The organism is Rhodococcus sp. A14 (genome assembly GCF_011603105.1).
Lineage (GTDB): Bacteria > Actinomycetota > Actinomycetes > Mycobacteriales > Mycobacteriaceae > Rhodococcus_F > Rhodococcus_F opacus.
Window position 1 is genome coordinate 1 of sequence record NZ_JAAOQS010000006.1, and the last position, 22,557, is coordinate 22,557.

At 66.3% G+C, this 22,557-nt stretch carries 23 protein-coding genes and 5 pseudogenes; 14 read left to right on the forward strand and 14 right to left on the reverse strand.

What is annotated here, in order from left to right; genetic code table 11:
* Nucleotides 1-64: 64 nt before the first annotated feature.
* Nucleotides 65-1,528: an NAD-dependent succinate-semialdehyde dehydrogenase gene (locus G9373_RS05020; RefSeq protein WP_167114158.1), complete on the forward strand. Its 1,464-nt coding sequence runs from the start codon at nucleotides 65-67 to the stop codon at nucleotides 1,526-1,528.
* 26 nt (nucleotides 1,529-1,554) lie between these two features.
* Here G9373_RS05020 and G9373_RS05025 read toward each other — a convergent pair.
* A pseudogene (locus G9373_RS05025) lies at nucleotides 1,555-1,898 on the reverse strand (IS701 family transposase); the annotation flags it as partial.
* Here G9373_RS05025 and G9373_RS05030 point away from each other — a divergent pair.
* Nucleotides 1,884-2,129, forward strand: a pseudogene (locus G9373_RS05030) (IS3 family transposase); the annotation flags it as partial. The pseudogenes G9373_RS05025 and G9373_RS05030 sit on opposite strands and share 15 nt — an antisense overlap.
* Here G9373_RS05030 and G9373_RS05035 read toward each other — a convergent pair.
* Both G9373_RS05035 and G9373_RS05040 read right to left on the reverse strand, forming a co-directional pair.
* Nucleotides 2,125-2,304, reverse strand: a pseudogene (locus tag G9373_RS05035) (transposase); the annotation flags it as partial. The pseudogenes G9373_RS05030 and G9373_RS05035 overlap by 5 nt on opposite strands.
* 20 nt (nucleotides 2,305-2,324) lie before the next feature.
* Nucleotides 2,325-2,876 (reverse strand): TetR/AcrR family transcriptional regulator, encoded by a 552-nt coding sequence (locus G9373_RS05040; RefSeq protein WP_167114161.1) that lies wholly within the window; start codon nucleotides 2,874-2,876, stop codon nucleotides 2,325-2,327.
* Between the two features lie 94 nt (nucleotides 2,877-2,970).
* Here G9373_RS05040 and G9373_RS05045 point away from each other — a divergent pair, with 94 nt between their 5' ends.
* Nucleotides 2,971-3,711 (forward strand): SDR family oxidoreductase, encoded by a 741-nt coding sequence (locus tag G9373_RS05045; RefSeq protein ID WP_167114164.1) that lies wholly within the window; start codon nucleotides 2,971-2,973, stop codon nucleotides 3,709-3,711.
* 168 nt (nucleotides 3,712-3,879) lie between these two features.
* On the opposite strand, the gene G9373_RS05050 is transcribed toward G9373_RS05045, so the two are convergent.
* Nucleotides 3,880-4,422, reverse strand: coding sequence for a dihydrofolate reductase family protein (locus G9373_RS05050; protein ID WP_167114167.1), 543 nt, complete (start codon nucleotides 4,420-4,422; stop codon nucleotides 3,880-3,882).
* 550 nt (nucleotides 4,423-4,972) lie between these two features.
* Nucleotides 4,973-5,347, reverse strand: coding sequence for a Rid family hydrolase (locus G9373_RS05055; protein WP_167114170.1), 375 nt, complete (start codon nucleotides 5,345-5,347; stop codon nucleotides 4,973-4,975).
* Nucleotides 5,348-5,373: 26 nt separating this feature from the next.
* On the opposite strand from G9373_RS05055, the gene G9373_RS05060 reads away from it, so the two are divergent.
* Nucleotides 5,374-6,405 (forward strand): IS110 family transposase, encoded by a 1,032-nt coding sequence (locus G9373_RS05060; RefSeq protein ID WP_167114173.1) that lies wholly within the window; start codon nucleotides 5,374-5,376, stop codon nucleotides 6,403-6,405.
* Nucleotides 6,406-6,803: 398 nt separating this feature from the next.
* On the opposite strand, the pseudogene G9373_RS05065 reads toward G9373_RS05060, so the two are convergent.
* Nucleotides 6,804-6,902 (reverse strand): annotated as a pseudogene (locus G9373_RS05065) (RidA family protein); the annotation flags it as partial.
* Nucleotides 6,903-6,984: 82 nt separating this feature from the next.
* Here G9373_RS05065 and G9373_RS05070 point away from each other — a divergent pair.
* The 5 genes and pseudogenes from G9373_RS05070 to G9373_RS05090 all read left to right on the forward strand — a co-directional run bounded on the left by G9373_RS05070 (nucleotide 6,985) and on the right by G9373_RS05090 (nucleotide 9,185).
* Nucleotides 6,985-7,368 (forward strand): helix-turn-helix domain-containing protein, encoded by a 384-nt coding sequence (locus tag G9373_RS05070; RefSeq protein ID WP_167114356.1) that lies wholly within the window; start codon nucleotides 6,985-6,987, stop codon nucleotides 7,366-7,368.
* Between the two features lie 256 nt (nucleotides 7,369-7,624).
* Nucleotides 7,625-7,819, forward strand: a complete 195-nt coding sequence (locus G9373_RS05075; RefSeq protein WP_167114176.1) for a hypothetical protein — start codon at nucleotides 7,625-7,627, stop codon at nucleotides 7,817-7,819.
* A 213-nt stretch (nucleotides 7,820-8,032) separates the two neighbouring features.
* Nucleotides 8,033-8,254, forward strand: coding sequence for a hypothetical protein (locus G9373_RS48105; RefSeq protein WP_338051659.1), 222 nt, complete (start codon nucleotides 8,033-8,035; stop codon nucleotides 8,252-8,254).
* A 73-nt stretch (nucleotides 8,255-8,327) separates the two neighbouring features.
* A pseudogene (locus G9373_RS05085) lies at nucleotides 8,328-8,666 on the forward strand (phosphoadenosine phosphosulfate reductase family protein); the annotation flags it as partial.
* 93 nt (nucleotides 8,667-8,759) lie between these two features.
* The gene (locus tag G9373_RS05090; protein ID WP_206031595.1) at nucleotides 8,760-9,185 is read left to right on the forward strand and encodes a YciI family protein; all 426 of its coding nucleotides are present in this window, start codon (nucleotides 8,760-8,762) and stop codon (nucleotides 9,183-9,185) included.
* A gap of 129 nt (nucleotides 9,186-9,314) precedes the next feature.
* Here the strand turns inward: G9373_RS05090 and G9373_RS05095 are convergent, their stop codons facing one another.
* The 3 genes from G9373_RS05095 to G9373_RS05105 form a co-directional block, all read right to left on the reverse strand.
* Entirely contained in the window at nucleotides 9,315-9,533 is a 219-nt protein-coding gene (locus G9373_RS05095; RefSeq protein WP_167114182.1) for a hypothetical protein, read from the reverse strand.
* An 8-nt stretch (nucleotides 9,534-9,541) separates the two neighbouring features.
* Nucleotides 9,542-10,417, reverse strand: a complete 876-nt coding sequence (locus tag G9373_RS05100; protein WP_167114185.1) for a hypothetical protein — start codon at nucleotides 10,415-10,417, stop codon at nucleotides 9,542-9,544.
* A 281-nt stretch (nucleotides 10,418-10,698) separates the two neighbouring features.
* Nucleotides 10,699-11,787 (reverse strand): DUF4238 domain-containing protein, encoded by a 1,089-nt coding sequence (locus G9373_RS05105; protein ID WP_167114188.1) that lies wholly within the window; start codon nucleotides 11,785-11,787, stop codon nucleotides 10,699-10,701.
* Between the two features lie 128 nt (nucleotides 11,788-11,915).
* On the opposite strand from G9373_RS05105, the gene G9373_RS05110 reads away from it, so the two are divergent.
* Nucleotides 11,916-12,383, forward strand: coding sequence for a hypothetical protein (locus G9373_RS05110; protein WP_167114155.1), 468 nt, complete (start codon nucleotides 11,916-11,918; stop codon nucleotides 12,381-12,383).
* On the opposite strand, the gene G9373_RS05115 is transcribed toward G9373_RS05110, so the two are convergent.
* The 4 genes from G9373_RS05115 to G9373_RS05130 form a co-directional block, all read right to left on the reverse strand.
* Nucleotides 12,330-13,172: a hypothetical protein gene (locus G9373_RS05115; protein ID WP_167114191.1), complete on the reverse strand. Its 843-nt coding sequence runs from the start codon at nucleotides 13,170-13,172 to the stop codon at nucleotides 12,330-12,332. The two genes, G9373_RS05110 and G9373_RS05115, sit on opposite strands and share 54 nt — an antisense overlap.
* Nucleotides 13,091-13,534 carry a hypothetical protein gene (locus G9373_RS05120; RefSeq protein WP_167114194.1) on the reverse strand — a complete coding sequence of 148 codons (444 nt, stop codon included), beginning with the start codon at nucleotides 13,532-13,534 and terminating at the stop codon, nucleotides 13,091-13,093. Before G9373_RS05120 ends, G9373_RS05115 begins: the two co-directional genes overlap by 82 nt.
* 803 nt (nucleotides 13,535-14,337) lie before the next feature.
* Nucleotides 14,338-14,625: a helix-turn-helix transcriptional regulator gene (locus tag G9373_RS05125; RefSeq protein WP_167114197.1), complete on the reverse strand. Its 288-nt coding sequence runs from the start codon at nucleotides 14,623-14,625 to the stop codon at nucleotides 14,338-14,340.
* A 365-nt stretch (nucleotides 14,626-14,990) separates the two neighbouring features.
* Complete coding sequence (locus G9373_RS05130; RefSeq protein WP_346842803.1) at nucleotides 14,991-16,295, reverse strand: LuxR C-terminal-related transcriptional regulator; 1,305 nt, start codon at nucleotides 16,293-16,295, stop codon at nucleotides 14,991-14,993.
* 148 nt (nucleotides 16,296-16,443) lie between these two features.
* On the opposite strand from G9373_RS05130, the gene hxlB reads away from it, so the two are divergent.
* Both hxlB and hxlA read left to right on the forward strand, forming a co-directional pair.
* Nucleotides 16,444-17,025, forward strand: coding sequence for a 6-phospho-3-hexuloisomerase (gene hxlB / locus G9373_RS05135; protein ID WP_095869901.1), 582 nt, complete (start codon nucleotides 16,444-16,446; stop codon nucleotides 17,023-17,025).
* A 47-nt stretch (nucleotides 17,026-17,072) separates the two neighbouring features.
* Nucleotides 17,073-17,702 (forward strand): 3-hexulose-6-phosphate synthase, encoded by a 630-nt coding sequence (gene hxlA, locus G9373_RS05140; RefSeq protein ID WP_167114200.1) that lies wholly within the window; start codon nucleotides 17,073-17,075, stop codon nucleotides 17,700-17,702.
* 301 nt (nucleotides 17,703-18,003) lie between these two features.
* Here the strand turns inward: hxlA and zwf are convergent, their stop codons facing one another.
* Complete coding sequence (gene zwf, locus G9373_RS05145) at nucleotides 18,004-19,584, reverse strand: glucose-6-phosphate dehydrogenase (protein WP_095869899.1); 1,581 nt, start codon at nucleotides 19,582-19,584, stop codon at nucleotides 18,004-18,006.
* A gap of 162 nt (nucleotides 19,585-19,746) precedes the next feature.
* On the opposite strand from zwf, the gene gnd reads away from it, so the two are divergent.
* Nucleotides 19,747-20,646: a phosphogluconate dehydrogenase (NAD(+)-dependent, decarboxylating) gene (gnd, locus tag G9373_RS05150; RefSeq protein WP_167114362.1), complete on the forward strand. Its 900-nt coding sequence runs from the start codon at nucleotides 19,747-19,749 to the stop codon at nucleotides 20,644-20,646.
* Nucleotides 20,647-20,673: 27 nt separating this feature from the next.
* Entirely contained in the window at nucleotides 20,674-22,317 is a 1,644-nt protein-coding gene (gene pgi / locus G9373_RS05155; protein WP_167114364.1) for a glucose-6-phosphate isomerase, read from the forward strand.
* Nucleotides 22,318-22,557: the final 240 nt, after the last annotated feature.

Here is a 22,557-nt window from a genome sequence, read left to right on the forward strand (position 1 = left end):
GCCCTCGACGTCGCCCCCACCCCGGAGGCGTGCGATCACCACCATTCCCACCACGAGGACTCCGATGACTGATTTCGAACGGCTCCGCGCCACCCTGCCCACCGGTCTGTGGATCGACGGCGCCCAGACCGACCCGATCGACGGTGGCACGTTCCCGGTCTACGACCCGGCCACCGGAACCCTCATCGCCGACGTCGCCGATGCCGGCGGCAAGGACGCGATGCGCGCACTGGACTCCGCCGCGGCGGTCCAGGAGGAATGGGCGGCGACCGCGCCGCGGCAGCGGTCGATCATCCTGCGCTCGGCGTGGGAGAAGGTCATCGAGCGCACCGACGACCTCGCGCTGCTGATGACGATGGAGATGGGCAAGGCCCTGCCGGAAAGCCGCGGCGAGGTGAACTACGGCGCCGAGTTCCTGCGCTGGTTCAGCGAGGAAGCCGTTCGCATCCAGGGCCGCTACACCACGTCCCCGTCGGGCAGCGGACGGATCATGGTCACCAAGGTTCCGGTCGGACCCACCCTGGCCGTCACACCGTGGAACTTCCCGCTCGCGATGGGCACCCGCAAGATCGGCCCCGCGCTCGCCGCCGGCTGCACGATCATCGTCAAGCCCGCCGAGGACACCCCGCTCACCATGCTGCTGCTCGCCGAGATCTTCGCCGAGGCAGGCCTGCCCGCCGGTGTGCTGTCGGTGCTGCCCGCGTCGAACGCCGCCGCCGTCACCGAACCGCTGCTCGCGGATCCGCGGCTGCGGAAGGTGACGTTCACCGGATCCACCCGGGTCGGCAAGATCCTCATCGAGCAGTCCGCCCAGCAGGTGCTGCGCACCTCGATGGAACTCGGCGGCAACGCCCCGTTCGTGGTCTTCGACGACGCCGACATCGACGCCGCGGTCGAGGGCGCGATGGCCGCGAAGATGCGCAACGGCGGCGAGGCCTGCACCGCCGCCAACCGCCTGATCGTCGCGAACTCGGTGCGCGAGGAATTCACCACCAAGCTCACCGACCGGATCGCCGCACTCACCGTCGGACCGGGCAGCGACGACGGCACCAACGTCGGCCCCCTCGTCAACGAGAAGCAGCGCCGCAACGTGGCGTCCCTCGTCGACGACGCCGTCGCCGCGGGCGCCCGGGTCCGCACCGGCGGCAAGTCCGTCGACGGTCCCGGCTACTTCTTCCAACCCACCGTCCTCGACGAGGTGCCCGCGAACGCGCGCATCGTCCGCGAGGAGATCTTCGGACCCGTCGCCGCGATCACCGGCTTCGACACCGAAGCCGAGGGCGTCGCCGCCGCCAACGACACCGAATACGGTCTCGCCGCATACATCTACACCCAGAACGTCGACCGGGCATTCCGCGTCGCCGACAAGCTCGAGAGCGGCATGGTCGGCGTCAACCGCGGCGTCATCTCCGACGTCGCCGCACCGTTCGGTGGAGTCAAGCAGTCCGGACTCGGCAGCGAAGGCGGCACCGAAGGCATCGAGGAGTACCTCGAGACCAAATACATCGGCTTCGCGTCTGGTCAATAGTCGCCCGACCGAGGATCGTCGACCGGTCATCCAGGCCTGGCTATAGTCGTCGAGCGCGGAGATCTATAGAGCGGAGAGCAATTTCGCTGAGCCGACTTCATACTGAGATACGACTCGGGCCGAGACAGTGTCAGATCCCCTTTTTGAGCGCCACGGCGCAGGATCGTCAGGATGGCGGCCACGGCCATCGACAGGTCGATGTGCCGGTACCAGGTCGGGTACCCGCGGATCTGGTAGTGGTCGAGGCAGGTCTCGTTCTTGGTGGTCTGGGAGCACTCCCCTATCGCCCAGCGGCTGCCGGCCACCCGCACCGGCTCGGCAGGTTCGGTGTCGGCGGGACCGGGCAGATGTAGTAGGCAACGACATTGGGCGCGATCAGATGTCCCGCCTGATGGCGATCACCGGCATCACCGGAGCCGTCCGCGGCAAACACCACACGATCACCACCCAGCCCGACGATCGGGCGCCGCGGCACCCCGATCTGATCGAGCGGAACTGGGACGCACCGCAGCGCCCGGACCAGTGGTGGGTCGCCGACTTCACCTACGGTTGGACGTTGGCCGGGTTCGTCTACACCACGTTCTGGGTCGACGTCTTGTCGGGACCGTGATCCCGAACGAAGGCGGCAGAGGCCGCCAGGCGCATCCGCTGATCAGCACGAACACGACCGCGGTGAACACCGCTCGGTCGTCGACCGGTGCGCTGCCGCCGCCCTGTGGTCGGGTGGCGAACGGCGGAATCAACGGTTCGGCTGTCTCCCCCAACGCATCCGGCAAGACGTGCCGATCAACGTTCGCTACTCGCGCCGGCGCAATCCGTCGAGGACGATGCTGAGCAGGTGCCGGGCTCGAGTGTCCCATTCGGTCTCGTCGAGCCGGGACAGGTAGCCGATGAGGAGGATGACGTCACGGGCGTCGACATCGGCGCGGATCGTTCCGTCGGCTTTGCCGGCGGCAAGGAGCATTGTCACCGCATCACCGATCGGACCGAGGCTGTGCGCGGAGAGGTCCCGCCATACCGCCGTCTCGACTGCGGCGAACACTCCACGCTTGATTCGTGCATAGTCCGCCACCCGGTTGAACCAGCAAGCCAGCGCCTTGAGCGGCTCATGCTCGGCGAGGAACGCCGGCGCGGCCGCAACGAGCTGTTCGACATCGTTGCGATAGACCTCGGCCAGCAGGTCATCTCGAGTCGGAAAGTGGCGGTACAGGGTGCCCTGGCCGACCCCTGCCTGCTTGGCGATCGCGTTGAGCCTCAGCTCGTCTGAGTTCGCGATGACCGTTCGTGCGGTCTCGATAATCCGAGCGCGATTCTCGGCAGCGTCGGAGCGGCGGCGGGGTGCGTTCATCTGTCCTCTGCATGACGACTTGAGTAAGCGGACACGTGTCCGCTAACCTGAAACGTAAGCGGACACATGTCCACTTTAAGTGAAGGGATTCCACATGTCAGCCATCAACGGCAAGGTTGTCGCCATCACCGGCGCGAGCAGTGGCATCGGTGAGGCAACCGCCCGCCTGCTCGCCGAGCGCGGCGCGGCGGTCGTCCTCGGTGCGCGTCGGACCGAGCGTCTCGACGAGCTCGCCCAGGGCATCCGTGAACGTGGTGGACGTACTGCCACCTGCACTACTGATGTCACCCGCCCCGAGGACCTCGAGCGGCTCGTCGGCCGCGCCGTAGAGGAGTTCGGCAGACTCGATGTACTGGTGAACAATGCCGGAATTAGCAAGATCGGGAACATGGCAGACCTTGACGTCGACGGCTGGTCGGCGATGATCGACGTCAACCTCCGTGGGGTGCTCCACGGCATCGCCGCGGCACTTCCGATATTCCGTCGACAGGGCGAGGGGCATCTCGTGACCACCGTGTCGACGTCCGGCCTGAAGATCGTCCCCACCCAGGCGGTCTACGCCGGAACCAAGAACGCCGTCCGCACCCTGTTGGAAGGACTGCGGCAAGAATCGACCGACGGCGTACTGCGGACAACGTCGGTGTCGCCCGGCGTGGTCCGGACCGATCTCGCCGATTCCATCGACGATGCCCAGGTCCGCGCGCAGATCCAGCGGAACATGAACGAATTCGCCATCCCGCCGGAAGCCGTCGCCCGCGCCATCGCGTTTGCCATCGAACAACCCCACGACGTCGAAATCGGCGATATCACCATCCGCCCAACCGTCCAAGGCTAGGTGCCGTTGCCCGATCTCAAGGCATTCGCCCATAGGCGATCGCCTTGCGGCCACCCGGTGATGTTGCGCCTGTCTCTTCGTGCAACGAGTCAGGCGGTCCCATCGCACGTCCCGCCTGGCAATCGAGCTGAGATGGTGCTCGTGCCATTCAGGGACGGACCGCCGGGATCATTTGCGGACGCGGAATCGGAGCATGGTGACGGGGCCCGACTGCGTGTTGCTGAACGGTTCCAGGTCGATCCTGCCGAGGCCTGGGGTCGAGAAGCGGATACCGTCGCCGAGAAGCACCGGCAGGACATACACCAGGATCTCGTCGACGAGCCCTCGCTGCAGGCACTGGCTGGCCACGTCGGCACCGAGGATCTCCAGGTTTTTGCCGCCCGCAGCGTTGAGCGCCGTGGCGACGGCTTCCGCGATGTCGCAGGTGAGGAACGTGACCCCTGGGTCCGGCTCGTCCGGCGGCTCGTGGGTGAGGACGAACTCGGGCCCCCCGTCGTAGGTGGTGTCCTCGTCGGCCATCTGCTTGGCGACCTCGTAGGTGCCCCGGCCAATGAGCATGGCGCCCGTGGCCGCCATGACCTCCGGGAACGCGGCCGCGCTCATGAGGTCGAGGATCCAGTCCATCGCGTGGTCGGGACCGGCGATGAAGCCGTCGAGCGACATCGCCCTGTTCACGACCACTTTGCCGGTGCCGGTGCTCGTGTCGCTCACGCGCTTCCTCGCAGGACTCCGGCGGGCTGGCGGGACAGACAGCGAGTCGTCTCCGCCCCAGCGGCGTCGGGAAGCGACACGTGAACGCCAGCGCCGCGCCAGACGACGTAGTAGCCGGGACTACCCCCGAGCTTGGTGTGGTGGTGCGCCGTGACGCATCTCCAAAGGGTGTCGAGGCCGATGTCGAACACCTCGCTGTACCACGCACTCAGCGATGTCGAAGTTGCCCGACGCATTCGGCTACTCTATCCGAGATTTTGCGTGTGACGCCCGGCTCCGGGCGCCACAGGGATGCTCGGCAGAGTGGGTGGACCCCGCCTCGTGAGGGACCCAGAGTACCTGCGGATGGGCTCACTTCGACGGGAATAGCACAGCGCCCACTCGTCCCGCACGCCGAACCTGCACCGGGACGGGATCGGCGCCCAGCGCGCACTCGCAAGGGTCAGCGCTCGTCCCGAGAGCGGATGGGTAACCAGGACTGTTTGGTGGGCGCTGCCCCCCGCGCAGGCGCTCGGTTGCTGTTGCAGCACAAGCGCCCCGCGGAATTCGGTCAGTCGATGAGGGCGGTCGCCTCGACTTCGACGAGCACATCCGGCTCGAACAGGTAGTCCACGCCGATGAGCGATGTCGGCGGCAGCGGCAGCGTGAGCCCGATCTCCTCGGCGACCTGCTCGACACCGGCCATGAACTCACCGATCTTCTCGGGCTTCCAGTCCGTGACGTAAAAGGTCAGCCGGAGGACGTCGTCGAAGGTCGCGCCCACCCCGGTCAGCCCTGTCGCGGTGTTGCGGAGCGCTTGGGCGACCTGCCCCGCGAGATCACCTTGGGCAACCGGGGTTCCATCGGCGAGCCGTGCGATCTGATGCGATGAAAGGGGCGGGGCCTCCCGCTCCTCGTGGTTCCCGGCGAATGCTGGGGGTGTCATATCCACACGTGTCGGAGGAGGCCCCTATGAGTGAGTATGACGGAAAACAGTTTGTCGGGATCGATCTGCACCGGCAACGCTCGGTGATCGTCCGCCAAACCGATTCCGGTGAGCAACTCGCGGTGACGCGAATCGTCAACGACCCCGCCTCACTGGCCCTGCAGCTCGAGAAGGCCGGAGAGCATCCGGAGGTGGTACTGGAAGCAACCTATGGCTGGTACTGGGCGGTCGACACCCTGCAGGGAGCCGGTGCCACGGTGCATCTTGCACATCCTCTGGGTGTCAAGGGTTTCCGGTACAGGCGGGTGAAGAACGACGTTCGTGACGCCAGGGATCTGGCGGATCTGTTGCGGATGAACCGGTTGCCCGAGGCATGGATCGCCCCGCCGCCGACGCGGGAACTGCGGGAACTGGTTCGCTACAGAGCCAAGCTCGTCGCGATGCGGTCGAGCCTCAAGGCCCAGGTGCACTCGGTGCTCGCCAAAGCCGGGGTGTTGATCCCGGTATCGGACCTGTTCGGCGTCGAGGGACGTGAGCGTCTGACGCGGGTCCCGCTCGGCGTCGCGTACGCGCAGCGGGTGATTTCGCTGCTCGAGCTGATCGACGTCCTCGACGCGCACGAGAGACGATTCTTCGACCAGATTGCCACCGAGTTGCGTGACCATCCTGGTTATCGGGCGATTCAGCAGCTGCCCGGGGTCGGTCCCACCTTCGGTGCCGTGTTCGTCGCGGAGATCGGGGACGTGCACCGCTTCGCCGACCCCAGTCACCTGTGTTCGTGGGCCGGCCTGACGCCCAAGCACCGCGAGTCCGACACCGTCGTCCACCGCGGGCACATCACGAAACAGGGTTCCAAGCTGGTGCGCTGGGCGGCGGTGGAGGCCATCCAGCGGCAACCGGCCGGCGCGAAGATCTCGGTCGACCGCAAACGCATCGAGGCCCGCCGCGGCAGGAACATTGCCAAGGTCGCCGCGGCCCGCAAACTGCTCACCCTCGTCTACTACGGGCTGCGCGACGGAGAGATCCGCGCGTTGACCCGCCACAAGGCGGCGGCGTGAGCACCCCGGACGCAACACGCGCGCGGCCGTTGTCAGGTCTGACCCCCGTGTCATCGGCGTGGTCGCGGATCTGATTGACCCCGCGTATTGCCAGCGCACCGCTCCATGCCCGCACCCCCGGGCGAAGGGATGACCGACAGCCGAGGAAACCCGGCCTGCCCCAACCACCCGCATTACATTGGAGACCGTTTACTCCCACAACCGAATTCATCGCTTCCGGGGCCGATGACCAGTCTGCGCCGGGCCGGGCCACGGTCAAGACCGTTCGTCCTCACTGCGCTGCGGGCGCTCCGTCCTGACCGACGGGGCCCTCACCCAGCGCTGCCCGCTTGGAGGCCGAAAACGAGCAAAACAGCAGGTCGAGCAGGGGTTGACAGGACCCCGCACTTTCAGGGATGACCTGCGACGTGGACGTGTCGGGTTCCGGAACCGACAGCGACGTGGTGATACGGAGTGGGCTGCGTCATTCCATCGGGGGTGAAGTACTGAACGGTCATGAAGGTTCTCCTCGAATATCGACCTGATAGGTATACCTTTAATACCTGGTATACAGAAGTCACTTCAATGAGACTAGGTAGCATGCGAGATACTCCCCAGGCCGTTCGCGACGAACTCACGATCACCCCGCCTCATCGAGAGCTGCTTGATCAGATTCTCGACAAGTGGTCATTGGCGGTGCTCAACGAACTGTGCGAGCGCCCAAGCCGCTTCAACGATCTGCGCCGCGCGATCCCTTCAGTGACACAGAAATCTTTGACCGCCACCCTGCGTCGACTCGAACGCAACGGCATCATCGAGCGCGAACTTCTCAGCTCTCGCCCGGTCGCCGTCGAGTACCGGGTCACCCCGCTCGGCAAGACCCTTCGCCATCCGGTCGATGTCCTCCTCGGCTGGGCCGAAACCCACATGCCCGAGATCGAAAACGCACGCACACGCTTCGATGCCGAGTCGGAACTCGCCTGATGCACCGCACGGCATTCGGACGCAGGGGCCGGCCCCACAAGTGATCCCTGACAGCACCGGGCGCTCTGCTTGTCGATCATCATGCGCATCCTCTCAGGGATCGGTTTGCGGTACTGGCGCCTCTATCCCCTGCTCAGCATCGCCGCCGCAGTGAGCGTGGGGCTGCCGGCCTTCCTGCTGGCGCGGCGACTCCAACTCGCTGCGAGCCGATCCAGCTCGTTCCCGGCGCCGCGCGGCGGTGCCAGACTTTGCGCAGATGACTGACATCGACACGCTGCCGTCCGACCTTTCCAGGTTCATCGGCTGTGCCCGTGAACTCCGAGAGATCGCCGTCCTCGTGGCCCCGGGGAGGCTCGTCACGTTGCTCGGTCCGGGTTGGGTGCGGCAAGACACGTCTCGCAGCGCCCGCGGTGATCGAACGCTGGCGCGCGGGCCGGAAGATAGATCCTGACATGCCACGCGGTTTCGCCGATCTCAAACACGAGGTCTTCGCTCGCCACTCCAACCCGTGGAGTGCCTGGACTCGCTGGCTGAGCACCCCTCTTGTGCTCGTTCCTCTGTCGACACGGCAGTGGAGCCATGCCGCGATCGTCGGTGCCTGGATGGCCGCCAACCCCGTGATCTTCCCGAACCGGCGGACGAGCACGCTTGGTCCACCCGGGCGGTGCTCGGCGAAGAACTCTGGATCACCGAGCGGCCACGCGACACCGCGATGGCGGTAAACGCGGCGGCCACGCTGGCCGGCATCACCGCACTGATCGCCGCCCGGCGACGCCGCGCCGCACCGGCAGCCGGTGCCACCGCGGTCATGATGGCGCTGCTGCTGGTCTACTGGCGGCTGATGGCCGGCTACTACAGCCGACACCGGGGCGCCAACACCGGCTGAGCCCCGAATACGAGTCGGCTTCCGGTCGTCGTATCCGACGTGGACGATCCGGACGAGGGCAGGTGCTGATGTAGTGCGGGCCGACGAATCCGCCGCCCGCTGGCACCTCTACACCCGAGGTTGCCGCCGCGACGGCATCATCTCCCGTGCCGACGGCACCACCGCGTACGGGCCGATCTGGGACTGGACCACCACCGACGTCTGGGCGCACATCGCCCGCCACCGGCTCCCGGTGAATCCCGTCTACGCCAAACTCCGTGAGCTGGGCGTCCCCGCGCAGCAACACCGCCTCTCCCACCTCATCGACGGTGGCCACCTCGACCGCGGCCGTCTCACCTGGCTACGCCGCGGGTGGCCCGCCCCCTTCGAGCAACTCGTCGATGTACTCCCCCGCATCCGACAACTGAGCTAGGAAATGTCGCCGTGCGATGTCGAGAACCCGCGCGCGGCGCCGTCCCCGGAGTGAAACGGCCAGAATGGGCCGTACCGCACCAAGGAGAACATGATGGCCAAGTACCTACTGCTCAAGCACTACCGCGGCGCGCCCGCATCGCTCAACGACGTGCCCATGGACCAGTGGACCCCGGAGGAAATCTCCGCCCACGTGCAGTACATGAACGACTTCGCCGCCAGGCTGGAGGGCACCGGCGAGTTCGTCGACAGTCAGGCACTTTCCGCGGAGGGCATGTTCGTCCGGTACGACGGCGAGGGCCGGCCGCCGGTCACCGACGGCCCGTTCGCGGAGACCAAGGACGTGATCGCCGGCTGGATGGTGATCGACGTCGAGACCCACGAGCGGGCGCTCGAGCTGGCCGGCGAGTTGTCCGCGGCCCCGGGTGCGGGTGGCAAGCCGATCCACGAATGGCTCGAAGTGCGCCCCTTCCTGACCGCCGCACCGAACACTACGGAATGTGGTTTTCACCAGGGGTGATGACATGTCCCCCGGATCGTCTGATCGCCGGTGCCGGGGGCCGCTCGAACAAGGGCGTGCTGTCTAGTGCGTGGGCAAGATTGGGCTAGAGTTTGGTTACTGCGGATGCACAGGATGAGCCGGAGGTGTTTACCCCTTCTCAGGGTTGGTGCCTTCGGTTTTCTGTTTCGCGAGCCGCTCGTCGGTCATTCGCTTCTTCAGCTCCCGGCGGGCGCGTTGCTTCGGGGTCTCCTCCTCGGCTTCACTCACGGATTGCTCATCAGCGGGGCGGTAATGGGCTCCTTGCAGCAGAATCGCGGGATTCGCGACCAGCTCCGGCCGGCCCTTGTCGTCGGTGAACAGTCCCATCACATCCCTCATTCCTCGGTGACATCTCGCAGCTGCACGATCATCCGCCGGCCGATGCTCCCGTCCGGGCGACGGTATCGCCCCTCACCGGCAGAGACCACCTCAAAGCGCATCCCCCGCGGCAGCAGGTGCGTGGTGTCATCGACGGTGTCTGACCGGCCCAAGTACATCCCGCGGTCGGTCTCGATCTCGAACACCACCTCTCGCTCCCCGAGCGCCTCGTCGAGTTGATGAACCGTGTGCGCGGCCATCGTGTGCCGGTCGAAATCCAACCGCGCACCCGGCTGCAGGGTCACGGGCAGATTGACCGCTTCCTGCGGCACCGTGTGCGGGAGCGTGACCGCGCAGTAGAGGATGTGGCCTCGGTCGCCCCACCGTTCCGCGGTCTGAATCGCCCGGTCCACCCGCTGGACCTGGGACCGCATCTTCTCCTCCAGTTGCTGCGCGTCACCGCGTGCCTTAGACAACGCCTCGCCGACCGTCTTCCACCGGTCCAGGTCGTCGATCAGGGTCTTCACCGCGGTGTAACCGACGGCCGGCAACCGCGACTGCGCCTTGTGCTTGTTCACCGAGCGCACCTTGCGCTGGCGTGAACTCGGCGGGTGGCGAATCGAATCCGGGATCGGCAGCTCGCGGCGTTTGCGTTCGGAGACCTCGGGCACTGTCGCTCGCGGGAAGGCCCGCTCCAGGTCTTTCCGAGCACGGGTGAATTCGGCGTCCTCGACCATCCGGTCGAGCTCCCGCGCCGAGTCACGCTCCTGTGCGCGGTCTTTGTACGTGTCGGCGGAACGATAGCCTGCGGGCTTCGACGCGGGAGTGGTGCTGGTGCCGGCCTCCGGGTCCAGGCGGGTCGGTGGCGCGTCCGGGCTCACGTTGTACGCCACCAGATCCCCTCCCGCTGCGTCGAACACACCCGCAGATATGACGAAGCGTGGCAGGCATTAGTGTCCCAATTGACGGCCTGCCACGCTCGGACCCAACCCGCAAGTCGGGTCTACCGAGGGTAGAAGCATTCCGGTGACCAAACCAGTAACTCGCTCCCACGCGTGTTGCCGGCCTCTCGACCGAACGCAACTCAGACTACCGAAACCTACTGGCCCAGTTCGACCCACATCGGTCAGGACTCGGAAGACCGGAGACCTCGACCTCAGTGATTTCGGCCATCCTAGTTTCCGTACCATCGCGGCACGGGCCAAGGCGGTGCCGTGTGCAGGTCGACCCACCGCGTACGAGGAGCCGCATCGGTAAGGAGTTCTTTCAAGGCTGATTGGGGACTGAGGCGTGCGACTGTCTCGTCATCGAGTTCCTGCCGCTCGGGCCATGGGGGAACCTCGATCTTGACCGCGATCTCGTCTCCGGGCCGCTCGAACGTCGTCTTGGTGGCGGCTGCGACGACCTCGGTATTGATGCTGTCCGTTTCGGTGTGGTCGAGCCGGTACGGGCCACGATGGTGCAGTCCAGGCTTCAACATCACCAACACCTGATATGGATTCAGCGGGTAGAGGGCGACCGCACTGTTCCCAGCCACACCCGCGCGGTCCCTGGTGTTCGGAGGCCCCGCGAGGAAAATGACCGGGGCATCGCAAGTGACGAGAGGCGCGTCCGTGCGGTACACGGCCCATTCTCGGAGATGAAGTCCGAGCGCCGTGACGTTCTGGACGTCCTTGATCATCAGGTCGAGGGCCTCGTGCTTCGGGTCGTCCTGCCGCTTGGACATCGATTCCTCGATCGCTTCCGGGCCGAGACCTGATTGCTTCAGGAACTCCCACTTGGCCGCATCCGGGCCGTTGACGAGGACCAGGGTGCGCTCACGGTTACTGACCGTCCGCGTGATCTGCATGCCGAGGAATACGGCGAGGTCCTTCTTCAGGGCATCGTCCGAAACCACTCCAGCGCCCCACTTCTCAAGCGAATCCAGCCGGTGCGCGCAGGTGTCCTCAATGCGGGACAGATGCTTCTCGATCCACTTGAGCGGGGTGTCCATGGTGCTGTCGGTTGCCGGGAGGCTGTAGAAGTTCTTCTCGTGTGCCACATCTTTCGGTGGCTGGGGAGGATGCACGTCGCCGGTGTCGACCTGGACGGGTTGTACCAACTTGTTGACGGCCCATCGGCGCAAGTACATCTGCGGTACGTAGTGGTGTTTTTTCGCCGTCTCGTTTTCGGCCTGACGCTTCGATTCGGCCACGAACTCGTCGGACAGCCATTCGTGCTCGAAACGCATGGTCATGATGGCGTCCATCAACCCGGGGTACATGCGGCCGAGCCTATGCGGGTGTTCTGACAATTCCATTCTTCCTTCGCCGCATACGCCGGAAGGCTGGCCGGGGCTCGAGGCCGACAAGCCTGCGAAGGTTGTCGACAGCGGGTGAGAGACTGCTTCGCGTGCATGCGTTCATCGACGAATCCAAACGGGGCGAGTACGCCCTGTGCGCCGTGACCGTCGCCCCCGGCGACCTCACGAGCATCCGCAAGCAGATGAACGCGCTCCGGCCGCCCGGGCATTCGCGGATCCACATGACCGGTGTCGGAAAGAAGCTGGCCCCGAAGATCGTCTCCGAAGTGGCCCGGCTCGAAGCGACCAGCCGGATCTACCTGATGACCTCGAAGAAGGTGAATGAGCGGCAGGCCCGCGATGTCACCCCGGCCGCTGCCGTCCGCGACCTGGCACAAATGTCGGTGACCAACGTGGTCATCGAGTCCTGCGATCAGGACCGCGAAGACAACCGCATCATCCGCGACGAACTCGGTGGCAATCCCCCGTTCGTGTACACCCACGACCGTACTGGTGGAGATCCGTTATTCGTTGTGCGCGATATTCCCGGAGCTCTCCGTCCGGTTCTCGGCGCGTAGCGCGGTGTAGCCGGCCCAGTCTTGTGAAGCCAGAGCAGCCCAGTTGACAGCGGTGCCCGGTTTGATGCCGAGGAGGTCAGCGAGGATAGGTGCGGGAACTTCTGCTGCGAGCTGGAGGAGTGCGGCGTTTCGCGCCGGACGGACGGTGACCCCGGCCTGTGCGAGTTGGTTGCGGAGCACGTCTGCGCTGCGATGTCGGCCGGGGTGTCCACCTGGAAACAACCAGCGGTTGGGTTTGCTTGCGTAAGAGGCTCTTCCACGACGGTGTAGTAATGCGCGGGTGAGTTCGTCGAGCGGTGTGGGAAGAAGGATGGGATCGTCGCCGAATCGGACGGTGACCTCGGGGCCTATAGTGGCGATCTGGTCGGGTGTCATGCGGCAGATTCGTGTGACGGGTTGTCCGAAGAGTAGGACAAACAGGCCCGCGACACGGGTATCGAGGGGCAGGGTCTCGTCGTGGAGAAGTTCCTCGACGATCGTCCAGCGATGATCGTCGGCGAGCGTGACATCGGGCTCGCTGCGCTGCTGACGGGGTGCGCGGCGGTCGGCGATGAGGCGTCGGTCGTGTGCCCAGGTGAGGAATCCGTCGAGGAACCGGACGCGGCCGGGGTGTCCGACGAGGTACTCGTCCAGGTGGGATTGCCGTGCCGTCGTCAGCGTTGTGCCGTGCTCGGTGAGCCAGCCGAGGAAGTGGCCAGCGGTGCGGATCAGTGCCCGACGTTGCGGGCGCCGGCGGCGGTGAGTCGTCCACGGTCGGCCTTTGCTCGGGTGCGACGGAGCACGTGCCATTCGGCGTAGGGGTGCACCACTCGGGCATCGGCAACGGGCAGGTCGGCGAGGATGGTGCGCAGCCAGGGGGTGAGGCGTTCGAGCTCGACGTGCTGCGGCGGCAGGACGCCCAGGGCGGCGAGGAAGTCCCTGAGGTAGTCCAGTGCGCGCGTGCGTGGCAAGGCGTCCAGAGCGTCGTGGCTGATTTCGATATCGCCGATGGCCATGCGCCGCAACAGGTCGGCCCCGTGGCTTTGCTGGAGCCAGAACAGGGTCGATTTGGGCCGGTCGACAGCAAGGAGGGCAGAAAGGACGGGCTCGAGGGCACGATTGACGGTGCCGTCGACGGTGTTGAGCAGAGCAGTGGCTCGTTCGGTGAGCACGCAGACCGCGCATCTTCGTCCGTATTGGTGGTCCTCGCGTCCGCAGTCGGCGCACGCGAACGGAGAACGTTCACCAGCGCATGTCGCGCAGATTCGGCGTTCGTCGTCGGAGAGGTAGGCGAGGATCTTGATCTGCGCGCATGCGGGGCAGGTGCCAGGATTGCGGCGCAGCTGTTCGTAGCAGAGCCGGCATATGGGTGCTCCGAGCAGGATCGTTCGTGGATTGCGGTCGTGCCCGCATTGGCCGCATCGCTCGAGTTTGCGTGGCGCGCAGGTAGTGCAGAGCGATCCGGACTCGATTCGGACGACAGCGTAGGTGTTACGTCCGCAGCGCGAACATGTCTTGTGTGAGATCGGGTCGTGCCGGTAGCAGCGTAGGCAGAGCTGCTCGGTGCTGGTCCGCCGCGTGATGACCCGCATGTTTCCGCACCGGGAGCACGGTTTGGGGTCGGCCTCCCGTCCGCAATGCGCGCAGGCCTTCCGGCCATCGGCGAGACGTCGGCACAGGATCTTCTCACCGCCGCAGACCGCGCAGCGCGGCCTGACGATTCTCACCGCGCCAGCGGCGGCCAACCGTTCGAGTAACCGTTGAACGATGGGAGGGATGAGCGGATCACCCGAGGTCAACAGATTCGGAAAACGGTCGAAGTGCTGCAGGAGGATTGTTCGTTTCTCGGGTCGCGGGACCAGGACTTCCAGGATGCCGCGGACGGTCATTTCGGCCAGTTCCGGCTCGACCGTCGCGATCTCGGCGACCAGCGCGTCAAGCGTCTGCGCGGCAGTGAGCGTGCTGCACCGCACCATCAGACCGACGGCCCCGGACGATCCTGACCGGGTCGACGGACACGGGCGCGGACGGGCCGGAGCTCGCCGATGCCCGACGGCCCGGCCTCCTCGGTACCGGTCTTGCTCTCGTGCCGTGGTTGCGCGATTGGTTCGATCAGGTCGCTGGGGCCGACATTGAGGATGTCGCACAGTGCGGCCAGGATCTCCATGTTCAGTCGCTGCGGTGTCTTGGTGACCAGCCGGAAGACTTGCTCGCGTGACAAATGGATGTCGCGCTCAGCGAGATCACGCCCTGCTTGTTGCATCTGCTACGACAATGCGCGGTTGCCCACCAACCCGCTGCTGTGGATCCCCGACGTGCACGCGTGGGCCTGGGGGCGAAGTGGCAGCATGCGAGCGAAGATCGCGCACCACGTCACCGTGGTGAGGCTCTGAAGAGACGAAGAAGGCCCCTCCGGATCGGAGAGGCCCCTCGTGTGAGGTGGGCGCGCAAGGCTGGAAACCGCTTGGTGGGGCTGCCTACAGGGGTACTTACGCCCCGGAGACCTCCTACACGAACCACTTCCCTCGGCTACTGCCTCGGGCACTCACAATATGTCGGTCAATGTTGCGTCGACGCAACCGCAGCACGGTTGACCTGGGCGTACGCCGCGGAGATGGTTTGTGGTCTCTAGCTTCGGCCGGGCGCTGGTTGTGCCTCGCCGGAGACAATCCCCGCCCGGATCCCGATCGCGCTGGCTTCGCCCCGGTTGGCGACGTCGAGTTTCTTGAGCACGCTCGCGACGTGGAATTTGATGGTGCTTTGGCTGATTCCGAGTTCTTCGGCGATGGCGCGGTTGCGTTTTCCCATTGCGAGGTGGGCGAGGACTTCGAGTTCGCGGGGGTTCAGGGTGGACAGCAGGTGCTCGTCCGGTCGGACGGCCGGTGGATCGAGGGGGATGGTCAGGGTGACCCGGCTTCCCCATCCGGCGATGGATTCGATGTCGATCCGGCCACGAAGGGTCTGCAGCCGGCCGGCCAGCTGGCGTGTGAGGGCTGTTCGGTCGATCTCGCCGGGTCCCTGGTCGCGGACCTCGATGAGGACGTTGTCGCCGTCGCAGTCCCACGCGATCCGCAGCCGGGGCAGCACCGGTTGGGCGGTGAAGGCCAGGACGATGGCGCGGACCATCGCCCGCGCCGCGTGCGCCACCTCACCTGGGAGGGGGCGGCCGTCGGCCGGCGGGTCGACGTAGTCGACGTCGACGTCGCGGTGACGTAGCAGGGGGCGTAGTTCGCCTTGCAGTCTGGCGAATGCGGTGGTGACCGCCTCCTCGGAGTGGGCGCGGTCGGCGGCACCCGCGGACCGCAGGGCGATCAGTGCGGCCGATGCCGTCTCGCTCGCGGTGATGCGGGATCGCCGGTCGTCGAGGTCGTTCGAGCGGAGGGTTCCGAGGATCGACGACAGGGTCGCCTCGTGCACCTCCGTCAGTTCGGCGATGGTGCGGGCGCGTTCACTCGACGCCGCCCGTGACTCGGCGAGATAGTCGGGGCTGGCCTGTGCCACCTGGTGCTGGATGGAGGTCGCGACGATCCCGAACAGTGCCGCAACCTCGTCGGCGCCAGGGACTGGGACGGATGAGCCGGTGTGGGATGGTCGCGGTACCAGGACGAGCAAGGTGTCGCCGGAGTCGCGGACCGCCCAGACTCGGCGGCGTCCACCTCCCAGCGAACGGATTCCGGCAAAGAGACCACCGGGTTCGATGGATTGTTTGATCTCGTCGAGTTCGTCGATGGTCACCCGGTCGACGATCTCGCGGTTTCCGGCGACTTTGCGGGGACGTCCGGTGCATTCACGGGTGAAGATCACCAGGGCGTCGTGCGGCCACCATCGGCCAAGGAACCGGGAGAAGCGGGCCGCGATGTCAGGCAGCGGTCCCGAAATCACCGTCCGCATCTCCACCCAGGGGTCAACCTGCAACCGAACCGAGTCCTCCACGCTTACCACCCGTCCACAGTATGGCCGGTAGCCGCGAGAAGGCACTGGCCAACCGGCCAGCCCGAACCGGCCGGCCGGCCGGGTGCCCGATCGCCTCGGGGTCGGCAGCCTTGTTCTCACACCCAGAACGGCTATACCGAGGAGGACCATGACCGTCACCGTCGAGCAGACACGCACACGGTTCAGTGACGGGCGCCGCATTGTGCTCGACGAGAACGTGCGCCTGCTCAATTCCGTTGCCGCAGAACAGTGGGACCGCGCCGGTTCGCTCATCACGTCCGCGCGCGCGGTGTTCGTGATCGGCAACGGGCGCAGCGGCCTGGCCGTCCAGATGGCCGCGATGCGGCTGATGCACCTTGGCCTGCGCGTCCACGTGGCCGGGGAGGTCACCGCCCCCGCCGTCGGCGGCGGCGATGTGCTGATCGCTGTCTCCGGGTCGGGCACCACCGCCTCGGTGGTCGGCGCCGCCGATACCGCGAAGACGGTGGGTGCCTCGGTGCTGGCCGTCACCACCGCTCCGGACTCGCCGCTCGCCCGGCGCGCCGACGAGGTCCTGCTCCTGCCCGCGGCCGACAAGCAGGACCACAGCGCCGCCATCACCGCCCAGTACGCGGGCAGCCTGTTCGAGCAGTCCGTGCTCCTCGCCTTCGACGCCCTGTTCCAGGCGCTGTGGCACAACGTCGATCAGACCGCCGAGCGGCTGTGGGAACGCCACGCCAACATCGGCTGAGCGACCCCTACCCCAAATCCCCAACAGAAGATAACCAGGAGAAACACATGACGAAGCTGCAGGTTGCAGTCGATCTGCTCACCACCGCCGACGCGCTGGCCCTGACCCACAAGGTCGCCCCGTACGTCGACATCATCGAACTCGGCACCCCGCTGATCAAGAGCGCCGGCCTCAGCGCCATCAGCGCGATCAAGGCGGCGCACCCGGACAAGGAGGTCTTCGCCGACCTCAAGACCGCCGACGCCGGCTTCCTCGAGGCCGACCTGGCCTTCTCCGCCGGCGCAGACCTGGTCACCGTCCTCGGCGCCGCCGGTGATGCCACCGTCAAGGGTGCCGTCGAGGCAGGCCGCAAGCACGGCAAGAAGGTCGTCGCCGATCTGATCGGCGTCGAGAACCGTGTCGAGCGGGCCCGCGAGATCGCCAAGCTCGGTGTCGCGTTCGTCGAGATCCACGCCGGCCTCGACGAGCAGGCCCAGCCCGGCTACTCGATCCAGACCCTCCTCGACGACGGCAAGATCGCCGGTGTCCCGTTCTCCGTCGCCGGTGGCGTGAAGGTCGACACCATCGCCGCCGTCCGTGACGCCGGTGCCGCCGTCGCCGTCGCCGGAGGAGCGATCTACAGCGCCGAGGACCCCGCCGCGGCGGCGAAGGCCCTCAAGGACGCCCTTACCAAGTAGTCCTGCGTGCACGAAAGGCCCCGAACATGTTCGTGTTCGGGGCCTTTCGCCGTATGGTGTGGTGCTGTCACTGAGTGAGCGTGGAGCGGTGTTCGAGGACCGTTCCGCAGCCATCGCGTCAACGGAGTTCGCTCTCAACACGCAGAGCAGGTCCCCAGCTGGGTCCGGTGGGGCCGAGGAGCATCCGCAACGAGCACCGGCGGCATCGAGATCGTCGAAGTCCGGTTGAGCTGCCGTCCGCGTGGGTGGGACTTGAACCCCTCCGTCGGTCCCACCTCGCGCATCTACCTGCCCGGAGGGGTCAGAGCTGGCGCCACGACCGGCCGGTCCGGCTGAGGATCCGTTCCGCGGACTCCGGGCCGGACGCACCAGACGGATAGTCCTCTGGGCGACCCGTGGCGGCCCAGTGTTCGAGGAGCGGATCGATGATCCGCCAGGACCATTCGACCTCCTCACGGCGGGGAAAGAGGGTGGCGTCCCCGCGGAGCACGTCACTGATCAGCCGCTCGTAGGCCTCCGGTGCCGGGTCGAACACCGACCGGAAGTCCATCCCGAGGCTGACCGGCTGAATGTGCATGCCGCCGCCCGGACGTTTGGCGCCGATGTGCAACTCGATGCCGTCGTCCGGCTGGACCCGGAACACGAGCACGTTCGAGACCGCCGCGGCCCGGGCCGCGGGTGAGCCGTGGGCGGGGGGTGTGAAGGTCACCGCGATCTCGGTGGTGCGCCGTGCCAGGCGTTTGCCGGTGCGGATGAAGAACGGCACGCCGGCCCACCGGCGGGTCGCGATGCCCACTGTCAGGGCCGCGAAGGTCTCGGTCGTCGAGTCGGCGGGGAAGCCTGCCTCGTCAGCCAACCCTGGTACGGGAACGCCGTTCTCCACTCCGGCACCGTATTGGCCGCGGGCCGTTGTCTCCGCCAGCGGTCCGAGGAGTTCGGTGGCGGAGAGGATCTTGATCTTCTCTGCGGCGATGCTGTCGGCGTCGAACGCGACGGGTTCTTCCATCGCGATCAGCGCCAACAGTTGCAGCAGGTGGTTCTGGATGACGTCGCGGGCGGCGCCGACGCCATCGTAGTACCCGGCGCGCCCGGTCACGCCGACGTTCTCGGCCATGGTGATCTGCACGTGGTCGATGTGCCGGTTGTTCCACAGTGGCTCGAACATTCCGTTCGCGAAGCGCAGCGCGAGGATGTTCTGCACCGTCTCCTTGCCCAGGTAGTGGTCGATGCGGTAGATCGAGGATGGTGGAAACACTCGTTCCAGTGCGACACCGAGGGTCTGCGAGCTGGCGAGGTCGTGCCCGAAAGGTTTTTCCACCACCACCCGGCGCCATCCGTGGGCATCCCGGTTCAGGCCGGTGATCGCGAGCTGATCGCAGACCGTGGCGAACGTCGACGGCGGGATGGACAGGTAGAAGACGTAGTTGCCGGGCTTGCCGCGGCGGGCATCGAGCTCGGCCAGCCGGGCGGCGAGCCGGGCGAACGCGGCGGTGTCGTCGAACGACCCCTGCACGAGGTGGATCCGCTCGGCCAGCTCGTTCCACACCGCAGGGTCGAAGGGTGTGCGCGCGTGCGCGATCACCGCCTCGCGCAGCCGGGTTTCGGCGTCGGTGCTGTCGCGGGCGAATCCGATCAGATCGAAGTCCGGTGGTAGCTGGCCACCGTGCGCGAGGTCGTAGATGGCCGGAATCAGTTTCTTGCGCGAGAGATCCCCGGTGATCCCGAAGATCACCATCGACGCCGGTTCGGTGACCTGACCGATATCGCCGATCAACGCCTCACCCAACCGGCCGTCCGAGCCCGCTGCCAGCGGGTCCCACTCCTGCACTTCAGACACGGTCACTTCTGTTGCACTCCGTCTTTCGCTCCACCACACGCGCATTCGGACAATGCGTCGACTACCAGTGTCGAAGGCGCGGCGAGGTAATGCACTTGGCCGAGCGGCCAGTGTCAGCTGCCCGTCCGGTCAGGTGAGGCGGCCCCGAAACCCCCGTAGACATAGACCTCGGCAAGGCACTCGAAAATTGAAAGTGGAACGGTGACGATGAAACTGGGACTGGTCGGTCTGGGCAAAATGGGGCTGAACATGCGTGAGCGGTTGCGTGAACGCGGACTCGAGGCGATCGGATACGACCCGAACGCCGCCGACAGCGATGTGGACAGCCTCGAAGCGTTGGTCGAATCGCTTCCGGCGCCGCGTGCGGTGTGGGTGATGGTGCCCGCCGGAGCCCCGACCCGCCAGGTGATCGGGCAGCTTTCGCGGCTGCTCGCGCCCGGTGACCTCGTCGTCGACGGCGGCAACTCCCGGTTCACCGACGACAAGCTCAACGCGGACATCCTCGCCGAACACGGCATCCGCTACCTCGACTGCGGCGTCTCCGGCGGAGTGTGGGGACGCAAGAACGGATACGCACTGATGGTTGGTGGTGACGCCGCCGACATCGACCGGCTGATGCCGGTCTTCGACGCGCTGCGACCGGACGGGGACCGGGAGGACTCCTTCGTCCACGCCGGCCCGGTCGGCGCCGGCCACTACGCGAAGATGGTGCACAACGGCATCGAATACGGACTGATGCAGGCCTACGCCGAGGGCTACGAGTTGCTCGCCGCCGAGGACTCGATCGTGGACGTGCCCGCAGTCCTGCGTGCCTGGTCGACGGGCACCGTGGTGCGGTCCTGGCTGCTCGACCTCCTGGTGCAAGCCCTGTCCGACGATCCGGACCTGGCCGCGATCTCCGGATACACCGAGGATTCCGGTGAAGGCCGCTGGACCGTCGAAGAAGCCATCGCCCACGCGGTCCCCGCACCGGTGATCTCCGCCGCACTGTTCGCGCGGTTCGCCTCCCGCCAGGACGACTCCCCGGCGATGAAGGCGGTGTCGGCGCTGCGTAACCAGTTCGGTGGGCACGCCGTCCGGCGCGCCGAACCCGCCGGGATCGCCTGAACCGTGACGACCTCGACGCAATCCAGTATCACCCGCTCCCCCGAATGGCAGAAGCTACAGGCCCATCACGCCGACGTGGCCGACCTGCACCTGCGGGAACTCTTCGACACCGACCCCGATCGCGGTCGCGACCTCACCGTTACCGCCGGTGACCTGTTCATCGACTACAGCCTGCACCGGATCGACCGGAGCACCCTCGGGTTGCTGACCGACCTCGCCCGCGCAGTGGGCCTGGAAGAACACCGCGACCGCATGCTGCGCGGAGAACGCGTCAACACCACCGAGGACCGGGCGGTACTGCACACCGCGCTGCGCCTGCCCCGGCCCTCGGAACTACGGGCGGATGGCCGCGACGTGGTCGCCGACGTGCACCAAGTGCTCGACCGAATGGGCGCGTTCACTGACCGCATCCGCAGCGGACAGTGGCGCGGGGTCACCGGTGAGCGCATCACCACGGTGGTCAACATCGGCATCGGCGGCTCCGATCTGGGGCCGCGCATGGTGTGCGGCGCGCTGCGCCACTACTCCGAGGCCGGCATTACGGTCCGGTTCGTCTCGAATGTCGACCCCACCGACCTGGTTGCCACCCTCACCGATCTCGACCCGGCGACCACGTTGTTCGTCGTGTCGTCGAAAACGTTCACCACCATCGAAACCCTCACCAACGCCACCGCCACCCGGCGGTGGCTGACCACCGCGCTCGGTGAGGATGCGGTCGCCCGTCACTTCGTCGCAGTGTCCACCAATGCCGCGAAAGTAGCCGAGTTCGGGATCGACCCCGACAACATGTTCGAGTTCTGGGACTGGGTCGGCGGCCGCTACTCCGTCGGGTCCGCGATCGGGCTGTCGGTGATGGCCGCGATCGGCAGGGACGCATTCGGTCAGTTCCTTGCCGGGATGCACACCGTGGACCGGCATTTCGCCGAGGCGCCCTTGGAGGCGAACGCCCCGGTGCTGCTCGGGCTCCTCGGCTTTTGGTACTCGAACTTCTTCGGCGCCGAAACCCGTGCGGTGCTGCCGTATTCGAACGACCTCGACCGGTTTCCGGCCTATCTGCAGCAGCTGACCATGGAATCCAACGGTAAAGCGGTGCAGCTGAACGGGGCTCCGGTTGCTACCGCGACCGGTTCCATCTGGTGGGGCGAGCCTGGCACCAACGGGCAACATGCGTTCTACCAGTTGCTTCACCAAGGCACCCGGCTCATACCGGTCGATTTTCTCGGCTTCGCCGATCCCACCGAGGACCGGCCCACGATCGACGGCCGGGGCAGCATGCACGACAACCTCGTCAGCAACCTTCTCGCGCAGCGGCGGGTCCTCGCGTTCGGCCGCACCACCGACGAGATCACCGCTGATGGTGTCCCCGACTCTTTGATTCCGCACAAGGTGATGCCCGGGAACCGTCCGTCCACGACGATCCTGGCGCGCAAGCTCACCCCCTCGATCCTCGGGCAACTGATCGCACTGTACGAACACCAGACCTTCGTCGAAGGCGCACTGTGCGGCATCAACTCGTTCGACCAGTGGGGTGTCGAACTCGGCAAGACTCAGGCGGTGGAACTGCAGACCATCGTGAGTGCGAAGGAAAAGTCGCCGGACTTCGCCGATCTGGACAGCTCGACGGAGTCGCTTGCCCGGTGGTTCAGCACGGCGCGTGGCGACCGACGGTGAATGCGGTTGCGGTCCGGGGGTGGTTGTTGTGGTCCGGTGGATACACTGACCCCTCTCGGGTAGCCATACGCGACGTAACCCGGCCTCGACGTGGCGCTGCGCGACAGTTTCGGCGAAACACCGGTTGTTCGGTCTACTTCTTTCGGTTTTCCCGAACAGCTTCAGCCTATGTGTCGGTGGAATGCGGACATCCCGGCATCTCTCCTGCGCTTCTCCGTCTCTGTCATAGCCTCCCGGGCA